Here is a 12,593-nt window from a genome sequence, read left to right as displayed (position 1 = left end):
GAGAACACCATGAAAGACCTGCTCAACCTCTTCAACCAGCAGCGCCAGACGCTGGACTTCGACGCGATCAAGATCGCGCTGGCCTCGCCGGACCTGATCCGTTCGTGGTCCTTCGGCGAAGTGAAGAAGCCGGAAACCATCAACTACCGTACCTTCAAGCCGGAACGCGACGGCCTGTTCTGCGCCGCCATCTTCGGCCCGGTGAAGGACTACGAGTGCCTGTGCGGCAAGTACAAGCGCATGAAGCACCGCGGCGTGGTCTGCGAAAAGTGCGGCACCGAAGTGACCCTGGCCAAGGTGCGTCGCGAGCGCATGGGCCACATCGACCTGGCCTCGCCGGTCGCGCACATCTGGTTCCTGAAGTCGCTGCCGTCGCGCATCGGCCTGATGCTGGACATGACCCTGCGCGACATCGAGCGCGTGCTGTACTTCGAAGCCTACGTGGTGACCGAGCCGGGCCTGACCGCCCTGGAGCGCCGCCAGCTGCTGACCGAAGAACAGTACCTGCAGGCCCGCCAGGAGCACGGTGACGACTTCGACGCCGCCATGGGCGCCGAGGCCGTGTACGAACTGCTGCGCACGATCGACCTGCAGTCGGAAATGACCCGCCTGCGCGAGGAAATCGCTGCTACCGGTTCGGAAACCAAGCTCAAGCGCCTCACCAAGCGCATCAAGCTGATCGAAGCCTTCCTGGAATCGGGCAACCGTCCGGAATGGATGGTCATGACCGTGCTGCCGGTGCTGCCGCCGGACCTGCGTCCGCTGGTCCCGCTGGATGGCGGCCGCTTCGCGACCTCCGACCTGAACGACCTGTACCGCCGCGTCATCAACCGCAACAACCGCCTGCGCCGCCTGCTCGAACTGAGCGCGCCGGACATCATCGTGCGCAATGAAAAGCGCATGCTGCAGGAATCGGTCGATGCGCTGCTGGACAACGGCCGTCGTGGCCGTGCCATCACCGGCACCAACAAGCGCCCGCTGAAGTCGCTGGCCGACATGATCAAGGGCAAGCAGGGTCGCTTCCGCCAGAACCTGCTGGGCAAGCGCGTCGACTACTCGGGCCGTTCGGTCATCGTGGTCGGCCCGTACCTGCGCCTGCACCAGTGCGGCCTGCCGAAGAAGATGGCGCTTGAGCTGTTCAAGCCGTTCGTCTTCGCCAAGCTGCAGCGCCGTGGCCTGGCCACCACCATCAAGGCCGCCAAGAAGCTGGTCGAGCGCGAAGAAGCCGAAGTCTGGGACATCCTGGAAGAGGTCATCCGCGAGCATCCGGTGATGCTGAACCGTGCGCCGACCCTGCACCGTCTGGGCATCCAGGCGTTCGAGCCGGTGCTGATCGAAGGCAAGGCCATCCAGCTGCACCCGCTGGTCTGCACCGCGTTCAACGCCGACTTCGACGGTGACCAGATGGCCGTCCACGTGCCGCTCTCGCTGGAAGCCCAGCTGGAAGCGCGTGCGCTGATGATGTCGACCAACAACATCCTGTCGCCGGCCAACGGCGAGCCGATCATCGTGCCGTCGCAGGACGTCGTGCTGGGTCTGTACTACATGACCCGCTCGCTGGAAAACAAGAAGGGCGAGGGCATGGCCTTCGCCAACATCGCCGAAGTGAAGCGTGCCTACGACAACCGCGTGGTGGAACTGCACGCGCGCGTCAAGGTCCGCATCACCGAAGTGGTGACCGACGAAGACGGCGTCAAGCAGAACAAGACCTCGATCGTGGACACCACGATCGGTCGCGCCCTGCTGGCTGAAATCCTGCCGGAAGGCCTGCCGTTCGCGCTGGCCAACACCGAGCTGACCAAGAAGAACATCAGCCGCCTGATCAACTCCAGCTACCGCCAGCTGGGTCTGAAGGACACGGTCGTGTTCGCCGACAAGCTGATGTACACCGGCTTCGCCTACGCGACCCGCGCCGGCGTCTCGATCGGCATCGACGACATGCTGATCCCGGACGAGAAGAAGGGCATCCTCACCGAGGCCGAAGCCGAAGTGCTGGAAATCCAGGAGCAGTACCAGTCGGGTCTGGTCACCGCCGGCGAGCGCTACAACAAGGTGGTCGACATCTGGTCGCGCACCAACGAGCGCATCGCCAAGGCGATGATGGACACCATCGGTACCGAGAAGGTGGTCAATGCCAAGGGTGAGACCATCGACCAGAAGTCGATGAACTCGCTGTACATCATGGCCGACTCCGGTGCGCGTGGTTCGCAGGCGCAGATCCGTCAGCTGGCCGGCATGCGTGGCCTGATGGCGCGTCCGGACGGCTCGATCATCGAGACGCCCATCAAGGCGAACTTCCGCGAAGGCCTGAACGTGCAGGAGTACTTCAACTCCACCCACGGTGCCCGCAAGGGTCTGGCCGATACCGCGCTGAAGACCGCGAACTCGGGTTACCTGACCCGTCGTCTGGTCGACGTCGCGCAGGACGTGGTGATCACCGAGGTGGATTGCGGTACCACCGAAGGCCTGATCATGACCCCGATCGTGGAAGGCGGCGACGTGGTCGAGCCGCTGAAGGACCGCGTGCTGGGTCGCGTGGTTGCCGAGGACGTGTTCCTGCCGGGCAACGACGAAGATCCGATCGTCACCCGCAACACCCTGCTGGACGAAGCCTGGGTTGCCAAGCTGGAAGATGCCGGCGTGCAGACCATCAAGGTCCGCTCGACCATCTCCTGCGAATCGGCCTTCGGTGTCTGCTCGCGCTGCTACGGCCGCGATCTGGCCCGTGGCCACCTGGTCAACATCGGTGAAGCGGTCGGCGTCATCGCCGCCCAGTCCATCGGTGAGCCGGGTACCCAGCTGACCATGCGTACGTTCCACATCGGTGGTGCGGCGTCGCGAGCTGCTGCGGTCGACAACATCACCGTCAAGACCACCGGCTCGGTCAAGTTCAGCAACCTCAAGTCCGTCGAGCATGCCAACGGCTCGCTGGTGGCAGTGTCGCGCTCGGGCGAAATCTCGGTGCTCGATGCCCACGGCCGTGAGCGTGAGCGTTACAAGCTGCCGTACGGTGCGACCATCACGTCCAAGGACGGTGATGCGATCAAGGCTGGCCAGACCGTGGCCAACTGGGATCCGCATAACCACCCGATCGTGTCGGAAGTGGCCGGCTTCATCCGCTTCATCGACTTCGTCGACGGCATCACCGTCATCGAGAAGACCGACGAGCTGACCGGCCTGGCGTCGCGCGAAATCACCGATCCGAAGCGTCGTGGCACCCAGGCCAAGGACCTGCGCCCGATCGTGCGCATCGTCGACGCCAAGGGCAACGACCTGTCGATTCCGGGCACCGACCTGCCGGCGCAGTACCTGCTGCCGCCGCGCTCGATCGTCAACCTGCAGGACGGCGCTGCCGTCGGCGTGGGTGACGTGGTCGCCAAGATCCCGCAGGAAGCGTCGAAGACCCGCGACATCACCGGTGGTCTGCCGCGCGTGGCCGATCTGTTCGAAGCGCGCAAGCCGAAGGATCCGGCGGTGCTGGCCGAGCGTTCGGGCATCATCAGCTTCGGCAAGGACACCAAGGGCAAGCAGCGCCTGATCATCAAGGACACCGATGGTTCGGAGCACGAAGAGCTGATCCCGAAGTACCGCCAGGTCATCGTCTTCGAAGGCGAGCATGTCACCAAGGGTGAAACCATCGTGGACGGCGAGCCGAGCCCGCAGGACATCCTGCGCCTGCTGGGTGTCGAACCGCTGGCCGCCTACCTGGTGAAGGAAATCCAGGACGTGTACCGCCTGCAGGGCGTGAAGATCAACGACAAGCACATCGAGGTGATCACCCGCCAGATGCTGCGCAAGGTCGAGATCACCGACCAGGGCAGCAGCAAGTTCCTGAACGGCGAACAGGTGGAGCGCCAGCGCGTTATCGAGGAGAATGCCCGCCTTGCAGCCCGCAACGAGCTGCCGGCGCACTTCGATCCGGTCCTGCTGGGTATCACCAAGGCCTCGCTGGCGACCGAATCGTTCATCTCGGCCGCGTCGTTCCAGGAAACCACCCGCGTGCTGACCGAAGCGGCCGTCCGCGGCACCTCGGACAACCTGCGTGGCCTGAAGGAAAACGTCATCGTGGGTCGCCTGATTCCGGCCGGTACCGGCCTGGCGTACCACAGCAACCGCCGTCGCGGCGCTTCCGGTCTCACCGAGTCGGAAATGCAGACCCTGGCCGGCACCCCGGCCGCGGTCGAGGCACCGGTGGTTGAAGCTGAAGCTGAACAGGCTTCGGGCGAAGAATGAGGTATCCGGTCCGGCCACAAGGCCGGACCACCCATCGGTTCATCGATGGGATTGGGAAAGGGCAGGGTGGGCCACTCACGGTTCACCCCGCCAACCTGAACGGGGTACATGGAGGCCCCCCAGTAACGTTCCGGGATCAGGAACGGGCTTGACAGGAGGCGTTTGACTGCTTTCCTGGCAGGTTGCTACAATCGTCTGTCTCAGCAGGCCAGAATTTTGGCCTGCTTTAACATTTCCGCATCTCTGGTCGGATTTTCCGGCCACCAATCAGAAGAACCTACTGATGGCGACGATCAACCAGCTGGTCCGCAAGCCGCGGCAAGCGACCACCTACAAGAGTGCCTCGCCGGCGCTCGACAAGTGCCCGCAGCGCCGTGGCGTCTGCACCCGTGTCTACACCACCACTCCGAAGAAGCCGAACTCGGCTCTGCGCAAGGTTGCCAAGGTCCGCCTGACCAACCAGGAAGAAGTGATTTCCTACATCGGTGGTGAAGGCCACAACCTGCAGGAGCACTCCGTGGTCCTGATCCGCGGCGGTCGCGTCAAGGACCTGCCGGGTGTGCGTTACCACACCGTTCGTGGCTCGCTCGACGCCGCCGGCGTTGCCAAGCGTCGCCAGGCCCGTTCCAAGTACGGCGCCAAGCGTCCGAAGGCATAAGGAGAGAGCACTATGTCGCGTAAGGGTAATACTCCGCAGCGTTCCGTCCTGCCCGATCCGAAGCACGGAAGCGAAACCATCGCCCGCTTCATCAACATGGTCATGCAGAGCGGCAAGAAGTCCGTCGCCGAAAAGATCGTGTACGGCGCCATGGACGTGATCACCGAGAAGAACAGCAGCGCCAACGCCATTGAACTGGTGCAGAAGGCTCTGGACAACGTCGCTCCGGCGGTCGAAGTCAAGTCGCGCCGCGTCGGTGGTGCGACCTACCAGGTGCCGGTCGAAGTGCGCTCGTCGCGCAAGATGGCCCTGGCCATGCGCTGGCTGATCGACTCCGCGCGCAAGCGTGGTGAGAACACCATGCCGAAGAAGCTGGCTGCTGAACTGATCGACGCCTCGGAAAACCGTGGTGGCGCCATCAAGAAGCGCGAAGAAACCCACCGCATGGCCGAAGCCAACAAGGCCTTCGCCCACTACCGCTGGTGAGTTTGACGGCCTTGTAAAACAGGCAGGGCAGCACCACTTCGGTGCGTGCTGCCTCGCGGTCCCAGAAAGACTGCGCCAATCCGAAGGCCGCCGAAAGGCGGCGTTCGGCCATCCGAAATCCAAGAAATCTGAGAGGCTCCCGTGGCCCGTTCCACTCCCATCGAGCGTTACCGTAACTTCGGCATCATGGCTCACATCGATGCCGGCAAGACCACCACGTCCGAGCGCATCCTGTTCTACACCGGCAAGAGCCACAAGATCGGTGAAGTGCATGACGGCGCCGCCACCATGGACTGGATGGAGCAGGAGCAGGAGCGTGGCATCACGATCCAGTCCGCTGCCACCACCGCGTTCTGGAAGGGCATGGACAAGTCCCTGCCGGAGCACCGCTTCAACATCATCGACACCCCCGGGCACGTCGACTTCACCATCGAAGTGGAGCGCTCGCTGCGCGTGCTCGACGGTGCCGTCTTCGTCCTGTGCGCCGTCGGTGGCGTGCAGCCGCAGTCGGAAACCGTGTGGCGCCAGGCCAACAAGTACCACGTGCCGCGCATCGCGTTCGTCAACAAGATGGACCGCACCGGTGCCAACTTCCAGAAGGTCGTCGGCCAGCTGAAGGCCAAGCTGGGCGCGGTTGCCGTGCCGATGCAGCTGCCGATCGGCGCTGAAGACAACTTCAAGGGCGTCGTCGACCTGCTGAAGATGAAGGCCATCCACTGGGATGAGGCTTCGCAGGGCATGAAGTTCGAGTACAGCGACATCCCGGCTGATCTGCAGGCGGCTGCGGAAGAGGCTCGCCAGTTCATGGTCGAGACCGCTGCCGAAGCCAGCGAAGAGCTGATGGAAAAGTATCTGGGCGGCGAAGAGCTGGCCGAGGCCGAAATCATCAACGCGCTGCGTACCCGCACCCTGGCCACCGAGATCGTGCCGATGTACTGCGGCTCGGCCTTCAAGAACAAGGGCGTGCAGGCCATGCTGGACGGCGTGATCCAGCTGCTGCCGTCGCCGGTCGACGTGCCGGACGTGAAGGGCGTGGACGTTGACGACGACACCGTCGAAATGACCCGCAAGTCGGACGACAAGGCGCCGTTCTCGTCGCTGGCCTTCAAGATCATCACCGACCCGTTCGTCGGCGCGCTGACCTTCTTCCGTGTCTACTCGGGCACCCTGAACGGTGGCGACACCGTGCTGAACTCGGTGAAGGGCAAGAAGGAGCGCATCGGCCGCATCCTGCAGATGCACTCGAACAACCGCGAGGAAATCAAGGAAGTTCTGGCCGGTGACATCGCCGCGGCCGTGGGCCTGAAGGACACCACCACCGGTGACACCCTGTGCGCCGTGGACGCCCCGATCATCCTGGAGCGCATGACGTTCCCGGAGCCGGTGATCTCGATGGCCGTCGAGCCGAAGACCAAGTCGGACCAGGAAAAGATGGGTCTGGCCCTGGGCCGTCTGGCGCAGGAAGATCCGTCGTTCCGCGTCAAGACCGACGAAGAATCCGGCCAGACCATCATCTCGGGCATGGGCGAGCTGCACCTGGACATCATCGTCGACCGCCTGAAGCGCGAGTTCAACGTTGAAGCCAACGTCGGTGCGCCGCAGGTGGCCTACCGCGAAACCATCACCCTGGCCGACGTCAAGTCGGACTACAAGCACGCCAAGCAGTCCGGTGGTAAGGGTCAGTACGGTCACGTCGTGATTGAGCTGTCGCCGATCACCGCTGAAGATCGTGCCGATCCGAAGATCGCTCCGATGATCAAGGACGACTTCCTGTTCATCAACGACATCACCGGCGGCGTGATCCCGAAGGAATTCATTCCGTCGGTTGAAAAGGGCCTGCGCGAAACCATCACCAGCGGTCCGCTGGCTGGCTTCCCGGTCGTGGACGTCAAGGTGAAGCTGGTGTTCGGTTCGTACCATGACGTCGACTCCTCGGAAATGGCGTTCAAGCTGGCTTCGTCGATGGCCTTCAAGCAGGGCTTCGCCAAGGCCAAGCCGGTGCTGCTGGAGCCGATCATGAAGGTCGAGATCGTGACCCCGGAGGATTACCAGGGTGACGTGATGGGCGACGTCAGCCGTCGTCGCGGCGTGCTGCAGGGTTCCGACACCACCGGTGACGGTTCGGCCAGCATCATCAACGCGATGATCCCGCTGGGTGAAATGTTCGGTTACGCCACTGCACTGCGTTCGCAGACCCAGGGCCGCGCCACCTTCACCATGGAATTCGATCACTACGAGCCGGCGCCGACCAACATCGCCGAAGCCGTCATGAAGAAGGGCTGAGCCTCGCTCAGCCTCTCTTGAAACCACTTACGAACAATCAAGGTATAGAACAATGGCAAAGGGTAAGTTCGAGCGCACCAAGCCGCACGTCAACGTCGGCACCATCGGTCACGTCGACCACGGCAAGACCACGCTGACCGCTGCACTGACCAAGATCGGTGCCGAGCGCTTCGGTGGCGAGTTCAAGGATTACTCCTCGATCGACGCCGCTCCGGAAGAAAAGGCTCGTGGCATCACGATCTCGACCGCGCACGTCGAATACGAATCCCCGGTCCGTCACTACGCCCACGTCGATTGCCCGGGCCACGCTGACTACGTCAAGAACATGATCACCGGTGCCGCCCAGATGGACGGCGCGATCCTGGTGTGCTCGGCCGCTGACGGCCCGATGCCGCAGACCCGCGAGCACATCCTGCTGTCGCGTCAGGTCGGCGTGCCGTACATCGTCGTGTTCCTGAACAAGGCCGACATGGTTGACGACGCCGAGCTGCTCGAGCTGGTCGAGATGGAAGTGCGCGAGCTGCTGAGCAAGTACGACTTCCCGGGCGACGACACCCCGATCATCGCTGGTTCGGCCCGTCTGGCGCTGGAAGGCGACCAGAGCGACATCGGCGTGCCGGCCATCCTGAAGCTGGTCGACGCCCTGGACAGCTGGATCCCGGAGCCGGAGCGTGCGATCGACAAGCCGTTCCTGATGCCGGTGGAAGACGTGTTCTCGATCTCGGGCCGCGGCACCGTGGTGACCGGTCGTATCGAGCGCGGCGTGATCAAGGTTGGCGACGAAATCGAAATCGTCGGCATCCGTCCGGTGCAGAAGACCACCGTGACCGGCGTTGAAATGTTCCGCAAGCTGCTGGACCAGGGTCAGGCAGGCGACAACGCTGGCCTGCTGCTGCGCGGCACCAAGCGTGACGACGTCGAGCGTGGCCAGGTTCTGGCCAAGCCGGGTTCGATCAAGCCGCACACCAAGTTCGAAGGCGAAGTCTACGTCCTGTCGAAGGACGAGGGCGGCCGTCACACCCCGTTCTTCAACGGCTACCGTCCGCAGTTCTACTTCCGCACCACCGACATCACCGGCGCAGCTGCACTGCCGGAAGGCGTCGAAATGGTGATGCCGGGTGACAACGTCAAGATGGTCGTCACCCTGATCAACCCGGTGGCAATGGACGAAGGCCTGCGCTTCGCCATCCGCGAAGGCGGCCGTACCGTCGGCGCCGGCGTGGTCTCGAAGATCATCGAGTAATCTGGTAGTATTTGCGCCCCGATGTTGCCTGGGTAGGGCATCGGGGCGTATCAAATGGGAAAGCAGGCACAGGATGTGCCTTGTGTTCCCCGGACCAGGAAGGGTCAATGCCATTCAGGCGGCGTCAACAGGCGACTGTTGACAGCTGCCTTGCGTGCCATTATGCTTCTACGTCTGGGCAGGCCTGGGAACGGGTCTGCCTACGTTTTTGAGGTCTATGGAGTGACCTTGTCGGCCTGCAGGAGTGTGGGCCGTCCGTATTCAGGAATTTCATGGGGCAAAGCAACCCAGAGGCTTTGTCTGTCGCTCTTTTAACGAAGGAACCTACCGCCATGGCGGACCAAAAGATCCGGATCCGGCTGAAAGCGTTCGATCATCGTCTGATCGACCGTTCGGCCAGCGAGATCGTTGAAACGGCAAAGCGGACCGGCGCGCAAGTGCGTGGCCCGATCCCGCTGCCGACCAAGATCGAGCGTTACACCGTTCTCGTTTCCCCGCACGTCGACAAGGACGCGCGTGACCAGTACGAGACCCGCACGCACAAGCGCGTGCTCGATATCGTTGACCCGAATGACAAGACCGTGGACGCGCTGATGAAGCTCGAACTGGCTGCCGGCGTCGACGTTCAGATCAAGCTGACCTGAGGACTACGACCATGACGAAGAAGTATTCGTTGGGCTTCGTGGGCCGCAAGGCTGGCATGAGCCGCGTGTTCACTGAAGATGGCCGCTCCATCCCGGTGACCCTGATCGAAGCAACCCCGAACCGCATCGCGCAGATCAAGACCGTCGAAACCGACGGCTACAGCGCCGTGCAGGTGACCGTCGGCGCGCGTCGCGCTGCCCTGGTCAACAAGCCGGAAGCCGGCCACTTCGCCAAGGCGAAGGTGGAAGCGGGTCGTGGCCTGTGGGAATTCCGCGTTGAAGACGCGCAGCTCGGCGATTTCGCCGTTGGCGGCGAAGTCAAGGCGGACATCTTCGAAGTCGGCCAGATCGTCGACGTCCAGGGTGTCACCAAGGGTAAGGGCTTCCAGGGCACCATCAAGCGCCACAACTTCCGTATGGGCGATGCAACCCACGGTAACTCGCTGTCGCATCGCGCGCCGGGTTCGCTGGGCCAGCGCCAGACCCCGGGTCGCGTTTTCCCGGGCAAGAAGATGTCGGGCCACATGGGCGCGGTGCAGCAGAGCACCCAGAACCTGGAAGTGGTCAAGGTCGACGTCGAGCGCGGTCTGATCGCGGTTCGCGGCGCCGTTCCGGGCGCGGCGGGTGGCGATGTGATCGTCCGTCCGGCGAGCAAGGCATAAGGAGAGATGACGATGGAACTCGTTATCACGGGTAGCAACAACAAGGTCTCGGTCTCCGAAGCCGTGTTCGGTCGCGATTTCAGCGAAGATCTGGTCCACCAGGTCGTCGTTGCTTACCGCAACGCCGGTCGCGCCGGCACCAAGGCACAGAAGACTCGCTCTGAAGTGGCTGGTACCACCAAGAAGTCGAAGAAGCAGAAGGGCGGCGGCGCGCGTCATGGCGCACTGACGGCTCCGATCTTCGTCGGCGGCGGTGTCACCTTCGCGGCCAAGCCGCGCAGCTTCGAGCAGAAGGTCAATCGCAAGCAGTACCGTGCCGCCATGTGCGCGATCCTGTCCGAGCTGAACCGTCAGGGCCGTCTGACCATCGTGGAGTCCTTCGACGTCGAAGTGACCAACACGAAGGGTCTGATCGCCAAGCTGGCCGGCCTGGAAGTGGGCAAGCGCCCGCTGATCGTCACCGAAGAAGCGTCCGAGCACCTGTACCTGTCCGCCCGCAATCTGCCGTACGTGCAGGTGCGTGACGTCCAGGGTCTGGATCCGGTCTCGCTGGTGGGTGCCGACACGGTCGTCATCACCGCTGACGCGGTCAAGAAGGTCGAGGAGTGGCTGGCATGAACAGCAACGAAAAAATCTTCAGCGTGCTGCGTGCCCCGCGTGTCTCCGAAAAGACCGCGCGCCTGCAGGAACTCTCCAACCAGTATGTCTTCGAAGTTTCGAACGAAGCCACCAAGGCCGATGTAAAGGCCGCGGTTGAGCAGCTGTTCGACGTCAAGGTCGAAGCCGTCAACGTGGTCAACGTCAAGGGCAAGAACAAGTCCTTCCGTAACCGTGCTGGCCGCCGCGGCGATTGGCGCAAGGCGTACGTTCGCCTGGCCGATGGCCAGTCGATCGATGTAACGGCCAAGGCCTGAGGTACATCCCATGCCATTGATGAAATTCAAGCCCACTTCCCCCGGCCGCCGTTCGGCCGTGCGTGTGGTCACTCCCGACCTGCACAAGGGTGCTCCGCACGCCGCGCTGGTCGAGTCGCAGAGCCGCTCGGGTGGTCGTAACCACCATGGCCGCATCACCGTGCGTCACGTCGGTGGTGGTGCCAAGCAGCACTACCGCATCATCGACTTCAAGCGCAACAAGCTGGGCATCCCGGCGCGCGTGGAACGCATCGAATACGATCCGAACCGCACCGCCCACATCGCTCTGCTGTGCTACGTCGACGGTGAGCGTCGCTACATCATCGCCCCGAAGGGCCTGAAGGCTGGTGATCAGGTGATCGCTGGTTCGGATGCCCCGATCAAGGCTGGCAACACCCTGCCGCTGCGCAACATCCCGGTCGGCACCACCATCCACTGCATCGAACTGAAGCCGGGCAAGGGCGCTCAGATCGCTCGCGCCGCCGGTGCGGCCGTGCAGCTGGTGGCTCGCGAAGGCATCTACGCCACCCTGCGCCTGCGCTCGGGTGAAATGCGCAAGGTTCCGGTCGAGTGCTGCGCCACCATCGGCGAAGTCGGCAACGACGAGCACAGCCTGGAAAAGCTGGGCAAGGCCGGTGCCAAGCGTTGGCGCGGCGTCCGCCCGACCGTTCGTGGTGCTGCCATGAACCCGGTTGACCACCCGCACGGTGGTGGTGAGGCCAAGGCCGGCCAGGGTAACCCGCATCCGGTCACCCCGTGGGGTGTCCCGACCAAGGGTTACAAGACGCGCCATAACAAGCGCACTCAGCAGTTCATCGTCCGCGATCGTAGGGGCTAATCGACCATGGCACGTTCACTCAAGAAGGGCCCGTTCGTCGATCACCACCTCGTCAAGAAGGTGGAGGCCGCTGCGGGCAGCAAGAAGCCGATCAAGACCTGGTCGCGCCGTTCGATGATCCTGCCTGACATGGTAGGCGTCACCATTGCCGTGCATAACGGCAAGAACCACATCCCGGTTCTCGTCAACGAGAACATGGTCGGCCACAAGCTCGGCGAATTTGCCATCACCCGGACCTTCAAGGGTCACGGTGGTGACAAGAAGTCGGGCAAGTAAGGAGAGATGACAATGGAAGCGAAAGCCATCCTGCGCACTGCGCGCATCTCCCCGCAGAAGGCTCGTCTGGTCGCTGACCAGGTGCGCGGTCTGCCGGCCGAGCGTGCGGTCAACCTGCTGAAGTTCTCGGACAAGAAGGCTGCCCACCTGATCAAGAAGGTGGTGGAGTCGGCTATTGCAAATGCCGAGAACAACCAGGGCGCCGACGTCGACGAGCTGAAGGTTCAGACCATCATGGTTGATGAAGGTCCGACCCTGAAGCGTTTCATGGCGCGGGCGAAAGGCCGCGGTACCCGCATCCTCAAGCGCACCAGCCACATCACTGTGGTTGTGGGCGCCGCCAAGTAAGCGGATAA

At 63.1% G+C, this 12,593-nt stretch carries 12 protein-coding genes; all 12 read left to right on the top strand.

The window, feature by feature from the left end:
• Positions 1–9 precede the first annotated feature (9 nt).
• Entirely contained in the window at positions 10–4,233 is a 4,224-nt protein-coding gene (gene rpoC / locus QRO91_RS07495) for a DNA-directed RNA polymerase subunit beta' (protein WP_049432759.1), read from the top strand.
• A gap of 283 nt (positions 4,234–4,516) precedes the next feature.
• The gene (gene rpsL / locus QRO91_RS07490; protein WP_004145320.1) at positions 4,517–4,891 is read left to right on the top strand and encodes a 30S ribosomal protein S12; all 375 of its coding nucleotides are present in this window, start codon (positions 4,517–4,519) and stop codon (positions 4,889–4,891) included.
• A gap of 12 nt (positions 4,892–4,903) precedes the next feature.
• A complete protein-coding gene (rpsG, locus tag QRO91_RS07485) occupies positions 4,904–5,377 on the top strand; it encodes a 30S ribosomal protein S7 (protein ID WP_004145321.1) in 474 nt (157 codons plus the stop codon).
• Positions 5,378–5,518: 141 nt separating this feature from the next.
• Positions 5,519–7,660, top strand: a complete 2,142-nt coding sequence (gene fusA / locus QRO91_RS07480) for an elongation factor G (protein WP_019662237.1) — start codon at positions 5,519–5,521, stop codon at positions 7,658–7,660.
• Between the two features lie 52 nt (positions 7,661–7,712).
• The gene (gene tuf, locus QRO91_RS07475; RefSeq protein ID WP_004154360.1) at positions 7,713–8,903 is read left to right on the top strand and encodes an elongation factor Tu; all 1,191 of its coding nucleotides are present in this window, start codon (positions 7,713–7,715) and stop codon (positions 8,901–8,903) included.
• A 332-nt stretch (positions 8,904–9,235) separates the two neighbouring features.
• Positions 9,236–9,547: a 30S ribosomal protein S10 gene (gene rpsJ / locus QRO91_RS07470; RefSeq protein WP_005408208.1), complete on the top strand. Its 312-nt coding sequence runs from the start codon at positions 9,236–9,238 to the stop codon at positions 9,545–9,547.
• 11 nt (positions 9,548–9,558) lie between these two features.
• On the top strand, positions 9,559–10,209 hold the full coding sequence (gene rplC / locus QRO91_RS07465) for a 50S ribosomal protein L3 (RefSeq protein WP_004145336.1): 651 nt from the start codon (positions 9,559–9,561) through the stop codon (positions 10,207–10,209).
• Between the two features lie 12 nt (positions 10,210–10,221).
• Positions 10,222–10,827, top strand: a complete 606-nt coding sequence (gene rplD / locus QRO91_RS07460) for a 50S ribosomal protein L4 (RefSeq protein ID WP_049432779.1) — start codon at positions 10,222–10,224, stop codon at positions 10,825–10,827.
• Positions 10,824–11,123, top strand: coding sequence for a 50S ribosomal protein L23 (gene rplW / locus QRO91_RS07455; RefSeq protein ID WP_004145338.1), 300 nt, complete (start codon positions 10,824–10,826; stop codon positions 11,121–11,123). Before rplD ends, rplW begins: the two co-directional genes overlap by 4 nt.
• A gap of 10 nt (positions 11,124–11,133) precedes the next feature.
• A complete protein-coding gene (rplB, locus tag QRO91_RS07450; RefSeq protein ID WP_004145339.1) occupies positions 11,134–11,961 on the top strand; it encodes a 50S ribosomal protein L2 in 828 nt (275 codons plus the stop codon).
• 6 nt (positions 11,962–11,967) lie between these two features.
• Positions 11,968–12,237, top strand: a complete 270-nt coding sequence (gene rpsS / locus QRO91_RS07445) for a 30S ribosomal protein S19 (protein ID WP_004154485.1) — start codon at positions 11,968–11,970, stop codon at positions 12,235–12,237.
• A gap of 12 nt (positions 12,238–12,249) precedes the next feature.
• Complete coding sequence (rplV, locus tag QRO91_RS07440) at positions 12,250–12,585, top strand: 50S ribosomal protein L22 (protein ID WP_004145348.1); 336 nt, start codon at positions 12,250–12,252, stop codon at positions 12,583–12,585.
• The last annotated feature ends 8 nt before the right edge of the window (positions 12,586–12,593 follow it).

It is taken from the genome of Stenotrophomonas maltophilia group sp. Smal32 (genome assembly GCF_030237085.1).
GTDB classification, from domain to species: domain Bacteria; phylum Pseudomonadota; class Gammaproteobacteria; order Xanthomonadales; family Xanthomonadaceae; genus Stenotrophomonas; species Stenotrophomonas maltophilia_Q.
The sequence above is the reverse complement of the archived record's forward strand: the minus strand, read 5'-3'. Positions and strand labels throughout refer to the sequence as shown.